Source organism: Serratia sp. CY52157, assembly GCF_052168495.1.
GTDB classification, from domain to species: Bacteria; Pseudomonadota; Gammaproteobacteria; order Enterobacterales; family Enterobacteriaceae; genus Serratia; species Serratia ureilytica.
This window is the reverse complement of the sequence record NZ_JBJNMO010000001.1, coordinates 661,038-674,831: the sequence shown is the minus strand read 5'-3', so window position 1 is coordinate 674,831 and position 13,794 is coordinate 661,038. Positions and strand designations below refer to the sequence as shown.

General features: G+C 58.7%; 15 protein-coding genes. 4 read left to right on the top strand and 11 right to left on the bottom strand.

Annotated features, from left to right (window positions below; translation table 11 throughout):
- Positions 1-151: 151 nt before the first annotated feature.
- Positions 152-433 carry a YjcB family protein gene (locus ACJ8IP_RS03345; protein WP_046898399.1) on the top strand — a complete coding sequence of 94 codons (282 nt, stop codon included), beginning with the start codon at positions 152-154 and terminating at the stop codon, positions 431-433.
- Between the two features lie 37 nt (positions 434-470).
- Here the strand turns inward: ACJ8IP_RS03345 and ACJ8IP_RS03340 are convergent, their stop codons facing one another.
- Complete coding sequence (locus ACJ8IP_RS03340) at positions 471-920, bottom strand: MarR family winged helix-turn-helix transcriptional regulator (RefSeq protein ID WP_033643020.1); 450 nt, start codon at positions 918-920, stop codon at positions 471-473.
- A gap of 261 nt (positions 921-1,181) precedes the next feature.
- Between ACJ8IP_RS03340 and ACJ8IP_RS03335 the strand changes: the two genes are divergently transcribed.
- The gene (locus ACJ8IP_RS03335) at positions 1,182-2,381 is read left to right on the top strand and encodes a multidrug efflux MFS transporter (protein ID WP_033650443.1); all 1,200 of its coding nucleotides are present in this window, start codon (positions 1,182-1,184) and stop codon (positions 2,379-2,381) included.
- 172 nt (positions 2,382-2,553) lie between these two features.
- On the opposite strand, the gene ACJ8IP_RS03330 is transcribed toward ACJ8IP_RS03335, so the two are convergent.
- From ACJ8IP_RS03330 to ACJ8IP_RS03315, 4 genes are all read right to left on the bottom strand, one after another.
- Positions 2,554-3,045, bottom strand: coding sequence for a nuclear transport factor 2 family protein (locus ACJ8IP_RS03330; protein ID WP_033643018.1), 492 nt, complete (start codon positions 3,043-3,045; stop codon positions 2,554-2,556).
- A 9-nt stretch (positions 3,046-3,054) separates the two neighbouring features.
- Positions 3,055-3,507 (bottom strand): MoaF-related domain-containing protein, encoded by a 453-nt coding sequence (locus tag ACJ8IP_RS03325; RefSeq protein ID WP_099783007.1) that lies wholly within the window; start codon positions 3,505-3,507, stop codon positions 3,055-3,057.
- Positions 3,508-3,817: 310 nt separating this feature from the next.
- On the bottom strand, positions 3,818-4,252 hold the full coding sequence (locus ACJ8IP_RS03320) for a glyoxalase (protein WP_170853044.1): 435 nt from the start codon (positions 4,250-4,252) through the stop codon (positions 3,818-3,820).
- 18 nt (positions 4,253-4,270) lie between these two features.
- Positions 4,271-5,140, bottom strand: coding sequence for a helix-turn-helix domain-containing protein (locus tag ACJ8IP_RS03315; protein WP_206357545.1), 870 nt, complete (start codon positions 5,138-5,140; stop codon positions 4,271-4,273).
- 178 nt (positions 5,141-5,318) lie between these two features.
- Between ACJ8IP_RS03315 and ACJ8IP_RS03310 the strand changes: the two genes are divergently transcribed.
- The gene (locus ACJ8IP_RS03310; protein ID WP_046687012.1) at positions 5,319-6,236 is read left to right on the top strand and encodes a DMT family transporter; all 918 of its coding nucleotides are present in this window, start codon (positions 5,319-5,321) and stop codon (positions 6,234-6,236) included.
- 54 nt (positions 6,237-6,290) lie between these two features.
- Entirely contained in the window at positions 6,291-7,187 is an 897-nt protein-coding gene (locus ACJ8IP_RS03305) for a PhzF family phenazine biosynthesis protein (RefSeq protein ID WP_164106308.1), read from the top strand.
- A gap of 133 nt (positions 7,188-7,320) precedes the next feature.
- Here the strand turns inward: ACJ8IP_RS03305 and ACJ8IP_RS03300 are convergent, their stop codons facing one another.
- The 6 genes from ACJ8IP_RS03300 to ACJ8IP_RS03275 are packed head-to-tail and all read right to left on the bottom strand — an operon-like array spanning position 7,321 to position 13,639.
- The gene (locus ACJ8IP_RS03300) at positions 7,321-7,773 is read right to left on the bottom strand and encodes a hypothetical protein (RefSeq protein ID WP_159085276.1); all 453 of its coding nucleotides are present in this window, start codon (positions 7,771-7,773) and stop codon (positions 7,321-7,323) included.
- Positions 7,774-7,801: 28 nt separating this feature from the next.
- Positions 7,802-8,134 carry a hypothetical protein gene (locus ACJ8IP_RS03295; RefSeq protein ID WP_108680692.1) on the bottom strand — a complete coding sequence of 111 codons (333 nt, stop codon included), beginning with the start codon at positions 8,132-8,134 and terminating at the stop codon, positions 7,802-7,804.
- Positions 8,121-8,459 (bottom strand): hypothetical protein, encoded by a 339-nt coding sequence (locus ACJ8IP_RS03290; RefSeq protein WP_103101441.1) that lies wholly within the window; start codon positions 8,457-8,459, stop codon positions 8,121-8,123. Before ACJ8IP_RS03290 ends, ACJ8IP_RS03295 begins: the two co-directional genes overlap by 14 nt.
- A gap of 52 nt (positions 8,460-8,511) precedes the next feature.
- Positions 8,512-8,946, bottom strand: coding sequence for a hypothetical protein (locus ACJ8IP_RS03285; RefSeq protein WP_074181205.1), 435 nt, complete (start codon positions 8,944-8,946; stop codon positions 8,512-8,514).
- A gap of 3 nt (positions 8,947-8,949) precedes the next feature.
- Entirely contained in the window at positions 8,950-13,176 is a 4,227-nt protein-coding gene (locus ACJ8IP_RS03280) for an RHS repeat-associated core domain-containing protein (protein WP_233092536.1), read from the bottom strand.
- 31 nt (positions 13,177-13,207) lie between these two features.
- The gene (locus tag ACJ8IP_RS03275) at positions 13,208-13,639 is read right to left on the bottom strand and encodes a DcrB-related protein (RefSeq protein ID WP_033643010.1); all 432 of its coding nucleotides are present in this window, start codon (positions 13,637-13,639) and stop codon (positions 13,208-13,210) included.
- Between the last annotated feature and the right edge of the window lie 155 nt (positions 13,640-13,794).

Sequence of the window (13,794 nt, the reverse complement as noted above, 5' to 3'; positions counted from 1 at the left end):
GCGGCGATTTTTTCACCGCGCGCCCCATTGAGCCGCCGTTCCTCTCAATGCTACAATGTGATCCTTATCACACTATTACCGTTATTCTCCTCCGCATTTTCCTGTCGGCGCCCTGCCGGATGCGGCTTTTTGTTACATAGGATCGAGTTCGATGAGTACCATTGCCACCGGTTTAATCATGATGCGCTGGGAGTTGCTGAGCGCCGTGATGATGTTCTTCGCCAGCCAGTTAAACGTCGTTTGCCGTAAAACCAGCCGCAATGGCATGGCGTTCATGTTCAGCAGCCTGGGCCTGTTTACCGCCTGCTGGTTCGTGATGGGCCTGATGGGCATTCACTTCACCCTCGAAGCCTTCGCCCAATTCTGGTCATCGGCCTGGGATCGCTACGTGGACGTGGTCAGCACCATGCCGGTCGATTGGCCGATGCCGTAATCTCGCCGCTGGGGGGCAACTCAGGCCGCCCCTGCAATCAGTCCGCTTCCGCAGACGGCGCCGCCGCCAGCCGCGCCATCAGCGCCCCCGCTTCGAGCAACAGCGCCTGCTCCCGCTCGGACAGACAGCTTTCCATCGCCGCCAGCAACCACGCCTCGCGTCGGGCGCGGCTTTGCTGCAGCAAACCCAGCCCGGCGGACGTCAGCCGCACCCGCACCCGGCGTTTGTCTTCGGCATCCGGCGTGCGCACCAGCAGCCCATCGGCTTCCAGCTCGCGCAACGCGGCCGCCAGGTTTGAGGAGCGCATACGCTCCGACTCCGCCAGCAACGACGGCGTCGCCTCGCCGCCATGGCGATCGATAGCCCCCAACAGCATCAGCTGGGCCCAGGATTTTTCGTCGCTGCGCGACTCGCGCCGCATGCGGCGCACCAGCGACATTAACTGCGTGCGCAGCAGCGTCACGTCTTCAGGATGATCTTTTTTCATTGGCATCAGTCGATAACGTTCAGTTTGTCCCTACTTTCACATCGCCGGATCGCGCAGTCAATGGCGCCCCGTTCGGCCACCGCGCGCTTCTGGCTTAACCCATTTATCTATGATAATATAGCTATTAATATATAGCAAAAAGACACTGCAGCCGGCAGGGTTACGTTTGCTCACGCATTTGCCCCCTCGCCGACTAATTTGCAGTGTTATTATTATTTTGCTTAACAAATCCCTCCTCATTCAACGTGGTACGATAAGCCGATGGAAGCGTGGAAAGTCAATCTGATCTCGGTCTGGCTCGGGTGTTTCTTCACCGGGCTGGCGATGAGCCAAATCCTCCCTTTTCTGCCGCTGTACGTCGAACAACTTGGCGTCAGCGATCATCAATCCCTCAGCCTGTGGTCCGGGCTGGTATTCAGCGGCACCTTTTTGGTCTCGGCGGTGGTGTCGCCGCTGTGGGGCAGCCTGGCCGACCGTAAGGGCCGTAAGCTGATGCTGCTGCGCGCTTCGCTGGGCATGGCGATCGTCATTGCGCTGCAGGGGCTGGCTACCAACGTGTGGCAGCTGTTCGCGCTGCGCGCCCTGATGGGGCTGACGTCCGGCTATATTCCCAACGCCATGGCGCTGGTCGCCTCGCAGGCGCCGCGCGATAAAAGCGGCTGGGCGCTGGGCACACTCTCGACCGGGCAGATCTCCGGCGTGATCGCCGGGCCGCTGCTGGGCGGGTTGATGGCCGACCATCTGGGGCTGCGGGTGGTGTTTTTCGTCACTTCCGGGCTGATGTTCGTCAGCTTCCTGGTGACGCTGTTCCTGATTAAAGAACGGCGCATCACGGTGAAAAAAGCGGATCAGCTGAGCGGCAAGGCGGTATTCCGGTCGTTGCCCTATCCGGCGCTGATCGTCACCCTGTTCGTTTGCACCCTGATGATTCAGCTGGCCAACTCCTCCATCAGCCCGATCCTGACGCTGTTCATTCGCGAACTGTCGGGCAACGTCAGCAATATCGCCTTCGTCAGCGGCATGATCGCCGCCGTGCCCGGCATCGCGGCGCTGATCTCCGCGCCGCGCCTCGGGCGGCTCGGCGATCGCATCGGCACCGCGCGCATTCTGATCGCCGCGCTGCTGTTCACCACCGGCCTGTTCGCCGTGATGGCCTGGGTGAATACGCCGCTGCAGCTGGGCATTCTGCGCTTTCTGCTGGGCTTCGCCGATGGCGCGCTGATGCCGGCGGTGCAGGCGCTGCTGCTGAAGTATTCCTCCGATCAGGTGACCGGGCGCATCTTCGGCTATAACCAGTCATTTATGTATCTGGGCAACGTGGTCGGCCCGCTGCTGGGTTCGGGCATTTCGGCGATGATGGGGTTCCGTTGGGTGTTCGCCGTGACGGCGGTATTGGTGCTGTTCAATGCGCTGCAGCTGCGCCATCAGTTCAAAAAAGTGCAGCCTAAACGCGCGGGATAGCGGGGAATGCGAGGGAAGCGCCTCAAGCAGTGGCGGGACAATGACGCCCATCAACCGTGCCGCCACTGCCAAAGGCGGCCGTAGCCTACTCGACGCGATGAACGTTTGGTATTTATGTAAGTAAATAAAGTGTTGCAGGCGCGTAGAGGGCCGCCGCAGCGGCCCTTTTGCATCAGAACATGGTGTTGTCGTTGGCCGATTTTTCCGGCACATCCTGATTGACGTCCCAATGCTCGGTGATTTTCCCCTGATCGTTCACCCGATAAATATCCACGCTGGCAGTGCCGCGATCCTGCGGGTTATTTTGATATTTGACGTGAACGTAGACCAGATCGCCGTTGACCGCGCTGCGGTATATTTTAGCGCTGTACTGCGGGTTGTCTTTGAAGGTCTGGCTGAAGAAATCGAGGAACGGCTTGATGCCGTCGCCGACGAACGGGTTATGCTGCTTGTAGTTTTCCACAATCAGCTTCCGCGCCACGCCGATGTCATGGCGGTTGAAGAAGCCCGCGTACAGATCTTCCACCACCTTCAGCTTTTGCTGAGCATGATGATAACCGCCCTTGCCGGCCGATTTGTAAGACGCCGCCTGATCCGTTGACAGCGCCGGGTAACTCGCCAGCAGGCCGCCGACGATCGCACAGGTGATCAATGCCTTTTTCATAACTGCTCCTTAGTTTCCTGAGTGACCTACAATTTTCAGCTGCCCTTTCAGATGGGTGAAGCTGCCGTCCTTGGCGGCGATGTTGGTGTACACCTCGCCGCGCTCGAAGTCCTCGATATGCGTCACGTTGTCACCGGACTGCGGCTCATGCCAGTAGACCATGTAGACCTTCGGCCGAATTTCCACCGCGGTGTACTGCACGGTATCGGTGATGCCCTGCGACGCCTCGCCGATGCCGGTGAAGGTCATGGTCTTGTCATCGGTAAAATCCAGCTTGAAGGCGAAATCGCCAAAGGTCACCTGCACCACTTTACCAACCGCAATAAACTGCCCGTGTTTTTCCGTCATCGTCGCCGCCTTACTGTTTGTCAGGGAGGTTTGCGCCGCCGTAGCGGCAGGCAATGCCAGGGGGAAAGTCAGGGCTATCGCCAGCGCGATACCCGTTCGCTTCACTGTTTTCATCGTTCCTTCTCCTTTCCGTGGTTGAAAACGAGAATCATTATTATTTCTTAACGGTTAGCGGAAATATAAGAATAATCTCTATTCCCATCAGGCACCTGACGACACCAAAAGAGGGTGAAAAATCGCCGTGAAATGGCGTGGCAATAGCGCATTCTGACCCTTGGTTTTTACGCAATGAACGGGATTACTGTTTTCAGGATGAGGGATAGCTCGGGGATTCGGTAGGTCTATAGCGCAGATAGCTTTAAGCTAATGCGAATTTATTCTTAAGCCGCCCGCCGCAGGGAAACGGTGGCGGGCGGCGCGGCGTTTAACGCAGCCAGGGCGTATAGGTGACGCCAACCAGCAATCCTTCCGGGCTGAGCAACCGGGTAACGCTTTGCCCCCACGGCTCTTCACGGTTGGCGACCAGCAGCCGATAACCGCGATCGATTAGCCCTTGGGTGGCTATCGCCATGTCGGCCACGTCAAACTCGATCCACGCCTGCGGCGCCGCGAGATCCGCCGGCCAGCGATCGTCGCCAAAACAGGACTGCGCCGCCTGCGCCAGCGGCCACAGGGCGAAGTGTTTCACCCCGTCCAGCGCACCCTGCTCGGCCAGCAGATAGCTCTCGTTGCCCGGCATCGGCTTGAGCGGCAGCCCCAGCGCCTCGACATAAAACGCCTTGCTCGCGTCGCTCTCACGCGTGATGGGCCCGAATCCGGCGACAAACAACACGCCCAGGCCCGCAAATTGTTGTTCCATGCTTACACTCCCATCCGGTTAGCGCCCCTGCCGCACCTGCAGCGGAGCAAATCCATAGGCCGCCTTGAAGCGGTTGCTGAAATGGCTGGCGGAGCTGAAGCCGCACGCCAGCGCGATCTCGGTGATCGGCTGTTGGCTATGCCGCAACAGCTGTTCCGCCCGTTGCAGCCGCGCGCGCATCACGAACTGGTGCGGCGCCAGGCCGGTGGCGTGCTTGAACATGCGGGCGAAGTGGTACTCGCTCAATCCGGCCTGCGCCGCCAGATCGGCCAGCAGCAGCGGCCGATCGAGATGGCTTGCGATATATTCCCGCACCCGCCTGGCTACCGCGGGGGCCAGGCCGCCGCGCGCCTGCGGCAGCGTCCACTGCAGCTGGCTGTAGCGTTGGATCAGGTGCGACATCAGCAGGTTCGACGCGCTGCTGAGCGCCAGCAGATTGGCGCTGTCCCGCCAGTCGCAGTTAAGCAAAAACTGGCGATACAGCAGCGTAATTTGCGGATCTTTGCCAAAGCTGCGCGGCTCTACGTTGATCGCCGCCGGGCTGCGATCCCAGGTTTGCTCCGCCAGCCGGCGCAAATGCCCGTCGGTGCAATACAGATGCACGAACGACAGATCGCTGCGCACATCCCAGGTAGATGCATACTGGCGCGGCATGATGCAGAACCGATCCGGCCCACCGCCGTTGCGCCAGCCGCCCGGCACCTGCTGGTAACACTCATAGCCGTCGGCGACGTACAGGCTCAGGGTATGGTGGTCGGCGCTCTCCTGCGTGACGCGATCGTTGCAGTTGGACCAGGCGGCCAGCTCCACGCCGGTGCCCAGCAGCACGCTGCCGTGCAACCGCGCTTTATGCTCACGCAGTGTTTCAAACGCCTGATAGTTGGACATCGCCGGCCCCGTTGTTCGACATGCCGACAGTGTAAAGAGTGGCGCCTCGGCATGCCAGCGGCCGCCCCGCGCTTTTGGCAAAAAAAGCGCAAGAATATGCAACTGGGCGCAAGGCGCTGCAAGCGCGGCCGCACGCCAAAGCGGATACTGCGCCATCGGTTTTTTCGGAGTGAATAGAATGAATGCGCTGTTGTACCTCGCCGTGGTGCTGATTTGGGGCACCACCTGGATTGCGATCACCCTGCAACAGGAAGGCCCGGTGGCCATTCCTGTCTCGATCGCTTACCGCTTCGCCATTTCCGCCGCGGTGATGTTCGTCGTCTTGGTGTTGCTGCGGCGTCTGCGCCGCATCGCCCCCCGCGATCATCTGTTCTGCGTGCTACAGGGCTGCTGCGTGTTCGGTTTCAACTTCTTCTGCTTTTACCACGCGGCGGCTTATATCAGCAGCGGGCTGGAATCGGTGATCTTCTCGATGGCGGTGCTGTTCAATGCCCTCAACAGCCTGCTGTTTTTCCGCCAGCGCCCCAGCCCCAACCTGCTGCCGGCGGCGCTGCTGGGGTTGACCGGCATCGTGGCGCTGTTCTGGCAAGACCTGGCCGCCACCCGCATGGCGCCGGAGCTGCTCAAAGGCATCGGTCTGAGCGCGCTCGGCACCTACGGCTTCTCGCTGGGCAATATGATCAGCGCGCGTCATCAGCGCCGCGGGCTGGATATCTTTTCCACCAACACCTACGCCATGACCTACGGCGCGATGCTGATGGCGCTGATCGCCCTGGCGCAGGGCGCATCGTTCCAGATCGAATTCAGCAGCCGCTATATCGGCTCCCTGCTGTACCTGGCTGTCTTCGGATCGGTGATCGCCTTCGCCGCCTACTTCAGCCTGCTCGGCCGCATCGGCGCCGGCGCGGCGGCTTACAGCACCCTGCTGTTCCCGCTGGTGGCGCTGACCATCTCGACGATCTACGAAGGCTACCAGTGGCACTTCAACGCCGTGCTGGGGCTGTGCCTGATTCTGCTGGGCAACCTGGTGATGTTCGCCAAGCCGGGGCTGAGGTGGCGACGGGCAGGTATGCCAAAACAAAATTCAACCCTTTGAAGCCATTGGCGAATATCGTTATCATCAGGTTTTGTTGATAACGGATGATGGCCAATGCTCAGAAGCGATGATGTGACACCCCGCGCCTACAAACAGGTGGACGTTTTCACCGCCACGCCGCTGCTCGGCAATCCCGTGGCGGTGGTGCTGGAAGCCGAAGGGCTGAACGACGCGCAGATGCTGGCATTGGCCCGTTGGACCAACCTTTCGGAAACCACCTTTGTGCTTAAACCGACGCACCCGGCGGCGGATTATAAGGTGCGCATCTTCACTACCGAAAAGGAGCTGCCCTTCGCCGGCCACCCGACGCTGGGCACCGCCCACGCCCTGCTGGAAGCCGGATTGGCGCCTAAACGCCCCGGAACGGTGATGCAGGAATGCGGCGTCGGCCTGGTGGCGATCAACATCCTGCCGGAAGGCGCATTGGCGTTCGCCGCGCCCGAAGTCAGTTTTCGCGCGATGGCGGTTGAGGAAACAGAACGGCTGATGGCCGCTTTACAGCCGGCGGTGATTGAAGCCGATACCCTGCCGGTTATTGTCGACATGGGCATCCGCTGGCTGATGATGCGCCTGCCGGATGCGCAATCTTGCCTGGCGGTGATGCCGGATCAGACCATGATCGAACGGTTGCAAACCGCCTGTGATGTGGATGGCGTAGTGATTTATGGCGCCTGTTCTGCGGCCGAACCGGCAGATTACGAAATGCGCGCATTTATGGTGGAATGCGGCGCCTTGATCGAAGATCCGGTAACGGGCAGCGCCAACGCCTGCCTGGCGCGCTTGCTGAAGGCCAACCACTTCCCCGACGGCGACCGAACCGCGCAGGGCTACCTGGTGCGCCAGGGCACCCAACTGAAGCGAGATGGCCGCGTGAGCGTGCGCTTTATTGACGGCGAGCCCTGGATCGGCGGGCAGTGCTGCACCCTGATTAACGGCACATTGGGTATTTAGTTTGGGGGGGACAGGTTGGAGGGAGTGGTTTTATCTGCCTATTCGGCTTGCCCTAATGAGGCTCAGTAATTATCTCTCACTGAAAGTGAGTTCAGCTAGCGGAGGTTAATTTTAAAGATTTTTTCTGTTGAAATTATTGCATTAATAATACCAACTGATTAGCTCCATCAAAGGATAAAATATTATCACAATTCAATTTAACGTCATTATTTTCAAAATCACAGCTAAACATGTAGTTCCAACCAGGAACACCCCAATATGCAGTATCAATGTTACTCAACCCAAAGCTAGTTTCACAGATCACACAAGGGTTAACCTTTCCATACCAAAACAATACGTGTGAACACTTTTCAAATGTACTACCTTTCAACCACTCATTCATTCTAACATATTGATTTTCATAGTCGTTATCCAGTATCTCCTGCGCACTTATCAATCTGTGATTTAATTTTGAAAAATCCAGATGCCCAGCGACCCAAGGTAGAGCGGATAATTTATCAAATAGTACCATAGATAGAGAAAGGTTAATCGTAGCATAATGCTGGGAAACCCACTCATTAATTATATTGTCATCAATAAATTTCATAAAGTATTTTCTCAAATAGATTTAAACATCATTCGTCAACGGGTTTCTCCCAATAAATTATTTTCTCCATTTCCCTTTCTATATCATCCATGCTATCCATCCCTAATTCATGACTAAACCTTTCAGAAATAACCCCTCTTATTTTTGATAAGCGGCCAGTAACATTATTTTTATCAATAAACTGCGTAGTTTCCTCACAATATGCATTTCTCACCTTCTGACTTACTTCCCCACTTGCATCGGTATAATAATGCCGTGCAATGTTCCGCAATGATATCAAAATAAACTCTATCTCAGATAATATATCTATCGCTTCATGGCCAGATAGAACTATTCTCTCATTCTCTTTATTTAGTTTCATTTGTAAAATCACCCATATTAAAAAACAGACTCTTCCATTGTTCAAGGCACTCCTCAAACTCATCTATACTCGAAACAATCATAGACTCCTCGGTGTACTCATTAAAAATCTCCACACCATTAGGTTTAATAGTTATAGTATGAGAGTTTCCCGTTCCCTCCCAAAATGGCAGATTTCCAGATCTTACAAGTTTACAAGCCTCAATAAACTCATTGACACCATAAAAACCTCTTTGGATATCATCCTTTATAAAGTCAGTTAGTATCCTATAGTCACTATTAGATTCTATAGACGGATAACCGTCATCACAGATAAAAAACCTCATGACAATCCTCCATGCTCTTTATTTCTTTATTCAATTCCTGCACACTCAGCAATCAAACTATCACCATTTCCTCAGGTTTTAGCACATTGACCTTCAGTCGGAATCCAGCACTTGAATCTATAGCAACCGTTGAATCATGTAATATGGTTGCAGAAACGAAGGGGTTGGAGTTTTCCGAGTAAACAACCCAAACTAGTTTTTCTTCGCGATCCAAATAAGCGATAAAACCTTCTGAACCATAGCTCCCCTCCCCTAAACATAAGTATCCACCACAACTCAAGTTAATTTTTTTTATTACATCAATAGTAGTAATCTCATCTTTATTTTTTTCATAGAACTCACAAAAATCGAAACATCCCGATTTAGATACTTTAGGCGTGGGGTAGGATATGATATCGATCAACTCAGCTCTACCATCTGAAAAATACAGAGCATTTTTAATCGGTAATTCACCAGCTTCCCACAGTTCAGTAATTACATTCTTCATTTTTTATGGACACCTCTTAGGTCGGCTATTGAGCCCTTTATCCGGAACCACACCGCCAGCTTTAACATTTCTGCGGTCTTTGAAACGCTCTTGGAATTTTTGCTGCCATGTTTTTCCTGTCGTAGATGAAGGATGAACAGCATTAGGGTCAACTCGTTGAACAGCAACTTTTTCTACACCTGCTTCCAAAGCAGCATCTAACCTTCTATTATCATATGTGACTAATTGGCCATCAACCTCTAATACATTTAGAGGAGAACGCCCCCAATCCCATTCTCCTTTTTTCATGATCTCGGCATAATCATTTGCAGATATTGTTCTCTGTGAGAAATTGATATCTGATGGATTAACCCATTCAACACTCAGCCCCAGCGGATCCACCCACATCAGCGGGTTCGGCGCATACTGATACAGGTTCAACCCGCCGCGCAACCCTATCGGATCCTGCGTGGTGAAACGCCCCACCTCGGGTTCGTAGTAGCGGAACAGGTTGTAGTGCAGGCCGCTTTCGTCGTCCTGATATTGCCCGGCGTAGCGCAGCGGCTGCTGATATTGCGCGCCCTGCCGCTTCGCCGCGCCGGCCACCGTCTGGCCCTGCAGCTTGCCGAAGGTGTCGTATTGCCCGGACCAGCACAGGTTGCCCGCCGCGTCGGTCACTTCCAGCGGCGCGCTGTTCAGATCGGTGTGATACCAGTAAATATCCGCCGAGCGGCTGTCGCCCGCCTGCTCCAGCGCCGCCAGCGGGCTCCACGGGCTGGCCGGATCGTAGCTCCAGCTGCGGCGGCTGCCGTCGTCGCGCTGCTCCTGCAGCAACCGATAACCCTGCCACAGGAAACGGGTCGTCTGTTCGGTTTTGCCCTTGTAGCGCACCGCTTTGCGACTGCGGCGACCCAGCGCGTCGTAATGATACTGTGCTTCGAACTCGCCCTGCGGGCCGCGGCCGTGCGCCTGCACCAGCCGATTGTCGGCGTCGTAGCGGTAGTGCTGTTCGTACAGGCCGTTGCGCCGGCTGATCAGGTTGCCCCAGGCGTCATAACGGTAAAACAGTTTTTGCCAGTGCGTCAGGCGGTTGTCGGCGATCGGCGCCAGCGGCAGGTGCGCGTCGATGTCGTTCTGCGGGCTGCGCTCACCCAGTAGGTTATCCGCCAGATCGTACACCAGCCGCGCGCCCGGTTTGCCCTGATTGGGTTCGCGGTGTTGCAGCAGGCGGCCCTCGGCGTCGTAACCGTAGTGCACTTCGCCGCGCAGCGCGTCGCTCACCCCGGCCAGCTCGCCGCGGCCGGTGTAGCGATAAGCGCGCCACAGCACACCATCTTCCGGCCGGGTCAGTTTGTCGTGGCCAAAGGCGCTGCTCTGCCAGCTGCGGCGGCCCAGGGCGTCGTAACGCCGCTGCTGCTGCAGCGCGCCCTGGCTGCGGCCGGTTTCCCGGTGCAGGCGATCGCGGGTGAACTCGCTCACCACCTGCTGGTTGAATTTGATGGCGCTGGCGTGGCCGGAACCGTAATACAGCCACTGCAGGCGATCGCCCTGGGGCAGCGTCAGCGCCTGCAGGTTGGCCAGCGCATCCCATTGGTATTGCAGTTCGCCATTCACGCCCTGCTCGCCGAGCAGCCGCCCGGCAGCGTCATAGCGCATCTGCACGCTGTCCGGCTCGATGCCCAGCGCCGCGCCGCTCGCCGTCGGCAGGCGGTTCAGCTCGCGCAGCCGCCCCATGGCGTCGAAACGGTAATGCCATTCCGCGCTGGCGTTGCCGCGCCAGACCAGTTGCCCGGCCTCGTCGAAGCGGAAGCGCTGTTCACGCTGCGTCAGCTCGCCCGCGCTGCCCGGCAATCCGACCTCACGGTGCTCCTCCAGCAGCCCGGCCGCGCCGTAGCGATAATAATGGCGGGTGTCGTCCGGGCGCTCTTCGGTCAGCACGCGGCCCACCGCATCGTAGCTGAAGCGGTATTCGCCGCCGTTGCCGTTCTCCAGCCGCGTCAGCCAGCCCTGCGGGCTGTAGTGATAGCGCCGGGTGCGGTTGATGCGATCGGTGATGCTGACCGGCAGCCCCAGGGCGTTGTACTGCCAGCGGGTCAGGCTGCCCAGCGCGTCCTGATGTTCGGCCAGCTGGCCGTGCGCGTTCCAGTTAAAGCGCTCTTCGCCGCCGTCCGGGTGGATCAGGGTATGCAGGCGGCCGCCGTTATCCCACAGGTAGCGCGTCTGGTGGCCTTCGGCATCGGTCTGCGTCGTCAGTTGCCCCAGCGCATCGTAGGTATAAGCCGTGACGCTGCCGGAACAGTCGGTATAGCGCGTCAGCTGGCCGCGGGCGTCCCACTCCAGCTTCACTTCCCCGCCCAGCGCGTCGATCACGCTGGCCGGCAGGCTCTCTTCGTCATCCGGATAGCGGTACAGCGTGGCATTGCCCAGCGCATCGACATAGCGCGTCGGGCGCCCCAGCGTGTCCCAGTGCTGCGCTTCGCTGCTGCCGTCCGGGTAGGCGACGGCGAACAGCCGGCCGCTGTTGCGCGAATATTGATAGCGCGTCACGCGGCCGAGCGGATCGGTCTCCGACAGCAGGCGGCCGTAAGGATCCCATTCGCTCCGGCGCTGCGCGCCGCCGGGCAGCAGCACGCTGCACAGTTCGCCGCGTTGGTAGATAAAGCCGTAGCGGCGCTGGTCGAAATCGGTGTACTGCGCCACGTTGTCGTCGTCATCCAGCCGCCACTCCGCCCGTTTGCCGTCGCCGCGCACCGCGCTGCGGCGCCCGCCGGCGAAGTCATAGCCGAACTCAAGGGATTCTCCGGCGCTATTGCGATAGGCCGTCACGCGCGGCACGCCGTCGATCTCTTGCCATTGGTATTCGTTCAGCAGTCCGGCGGCGTCCTGGTGGCTGATCATCAGGCCGTCGCGCCAGCCAAAGCGGCGCGTCACCTCACCGGCGCGGTTGCTCACCGTCGTCAGTTGGCCCTGCTCATCGTAACCGTAGCGCGCCAGCGTCCGTTCGCCTTCGGCGGTTTGCAGCGCCACTTCGCACAGGCGGCCCTGCGCATAGCGGCACATCAGGCGCTGCCCGGCGCTGTCCACCAGTTCATTCAGCAGCCCCTCGCCGTCGTAGAACAGCGAGGTGGCGTTGCCGATGGCGTCGGTGATCATGCTGAGCCGGCTCGGCCGATCGCCCGCCAGCGGCGGATAGTGGAAAATCTGTTCGCCGACGTCAAACAGCTGCCAGCTGCCGTCGTCGTTGTGCATCAGCCAGCATTTTTCGGCTTCGCAATAGGTTTTGTGGCCGCGCGGCACCCTGGGGAAAGCGACGAAGTCGCCGGAAGGCGCGCGCCACACCAGGCCGTCCTGATACGGCTGCAGGCTGCTCTCCCAGAACAGGTTCCAGCCGCGGCCCAGCACGCCGTCGCCGGGGTTACCGCTGCGCCAATAGCGCTGCCAGGCGACCGGCAGGCGCGATGGCAGCACGAAATCGAGATCGTCTTCGCCGTCGAGGAATTTCTGGCCGCTGACGATATCCACCGGCCGGGCGATAATGCCGACGGCGGCGGTCGCGGTCATCAGGGTGCCGGCTCGGCAGGCGATGCGCGCCAGTTTGTTGATGCCGGGCAGTTTGCCCAGCAGTTTGCCGAGCGCCCCCAGCTTGCCGGCGGCGCCGCCCACGCCGCCCACCAGCCCGGCGAACAGCAGCGTCAGATCGGAGACCTTATACAGCCAATCCGGCACTTCGGGCTTGATCGGCAAGGTGGTGACGGTGCCGCCGCCGATAAACACGTTGGGCGAACCTTCCATCACCTGCGCGTCGCAGTTGGTTTTGTCCCCCACGCGCGAGGCGGGCTGGCCGTTGATACTGACCTTGTCGGAGCCCTGCGCCATCTGCATGCTCGGGCCGTCGTCGCTGCAGGCCACCTGGCTGTTGGTGGCGAGCGCGGCGGGTTTGCCGTTGATGAAGACGTTGGGGGAGCCGGTGACGATATTGCCTTTGGGGGTCAGGCTACCGGCACCGGCGTCGGCAATGCCGTCGCGCGCCGCGGTGGCCGCCTCCCCGGTGAGATACCCCACCGCCAGGCTGGCGCCGATGAGCAGCACGCCGACGCCGATACAGGAAGCCGCCAGGCCGGCGACGAACAGCGCACCCGCCGCCAATGCGCCTGCGGCGGCGATCAGGCCGCCGACAAGGGTGCCGGCAATCATGCCGGCCAGGGCATGGGAATGCCCGATGGTATCGCCGACGCGGGCCGCTTCGGTCATCGTAAGTTCCTTTTACGCAAAAAGTTCATCGTTAGGCCGCCCGGTAGCTGTTCAGCACCTGCTGCAGCAGCGCGTCGTCTTGCGGCGTCAGCTTGCGCGCCATCGCCAGGGTGAACACCAGCACCCGGCCTTCCGCCAGCGCGAACACCGCCTGGTTCTGCCAGATGCGTTTGCCGTCGCGCAGGTAGCTGGCGCGCACCCACTCACCGGCGGCCAGCCCATCGCCCAGCGACGCCGGCTCGCGGCTTTTGAACGCCCAACCTTTCAGCCCCTGCGCCAGCGCATCAAGCTGGCGAGTGACGTAGCTTTCCAGGTTCTCCGCCGGCTGCAGCGCATCGCGGGAAATATTGACTGAGGGGGAAACATCATCGCCGGCCAACAGCACGTTGACGGTGCGATCGGCATAGCCTTCCGGCAAAGCGACGCTGCCTTCGCTGAAAGCGCAGCGGGATAAAGCGGACATGCGAGGATCCTTTTGCATAAATAATGCTTAAGCATCGCATAACTTAGCCTTGAAATAAAACCATCAGATACTGCGAATGTTGCACGGCGTGACCCCGTTCACTGTGAAAAAGACCGTTGTCGGAATCTTGCCGGGAATCAAACCGTAATATTACA

Bases quoted from the DNA above. Each gene is read 5' to 3' on its own strand.
- ACJ8IP_RS03345 (WP_046898399.1), top strand. From the start codon at position 152: ATGAGTACCATTGCCACCGGTTTAATCATGATGCGCTGGGAGTTGCTG.
- ACJ8IP_RS03340 (WP_033643020.1), bottom strand. From the start codon at position 920: ATGAAAAAAGATCATCCTGAAGACGTGACGCTGCTGCGCACGCAGTTA.
- ACJ8IP_RS03335 (WP_033650443.1), top strand. From the start codon at position 1,182: ATGGAAGCGTGGAAAGTCAATCTGATCTCGGTCTGGCTCGGGTGTTTC.
- ACJ8IP_RS03330 (WP_033643018.1), bottom strand. From the start codon at position 3,045: ATGAAAAAGGCATTGATCACCTGTGCGATCGTCGGCGGCCTGCTGGCG.
- ACJ8IP_RS03325 (WP_099783007.1), bottom strand. From the start codon at position 3,507: ATGAAAACAGTGAAGCGAACGGGTATCGCGCTGGCGATAGCCCTGACT.
- ACJ8IP_RS03320 (WP_170853044.1), bottom strand. From the start codon at position 4,252: ATGGAACAACAATTTGCGGGCCTGGGCGTGTTGTTTGTCGCCGGATTC.
- ACJ8IP_RS03315 (WP_206357545.1), bottom strand. From the start codon at position 5,140: ATGTCCAACTATCAGGCGTTTGAAACACTGCGTGAGCATAAAGCGCGG.
- ACJ8IP_RS03310 (WP_046687012.1), top strand. From the start codon at position 5,319: ATGAATGCGCTGTTGTACCTCGCCGTGGTGCTGATTTGGGGCACCACC.
- ACJ8IP_RS03305 (WP_164106308.1), top strand. From the start codon at position 6,291: ATGCTCAGAAGCGATGATGTGACACCCCGCGCCTACAAACAGGTGGAC.
- ACJ8IP_RS03300 (WP_159085276.1), bottom strand. From the start codon at position 7,773: ATGAAATTTATTGATGACAATATAATTAATGAGTGGGTTTCCCAGCAT.
- ACJ8IP_RS03295 (WP_108680692.1), bottom strand. From the start codon at position 8,134: ATGAAACTAAATAAAGAGAATGAGAGAATAGTTCTATCTGGCCATGAA.
- ACJ8IP_RS03290 (WP_103101441.1), bottom strand. From the start codon at position 8,459: ATGAGGTTTTTTATCTGTGATGACGGTTATCCGTCTATAGAATCTAAT.
- ACJ8IP_RS03285 (WP_074181205.1), bottom strand. From the start codon at position 8,946: ATGAAGAATGTAATTACTGAACTGTGGGAAGCTGGTGAATTACCGATT.
- ACJ8IP_RS03280 (WP_233092536.1), bottom strand. From the start codon at position 13,176: ATGACCGAAGCGGCCCGCGTCGGCGATACCATCGGGCATTCCCATGCC.
- ACJ8IP_RS03275 (WP_033643010.1), bottom strand. From the start codon at position 13,639: ATGTCCGCTTTATCCCGCTGCGCTTTCAGCGAAGGCAGCGTCGCTTTG.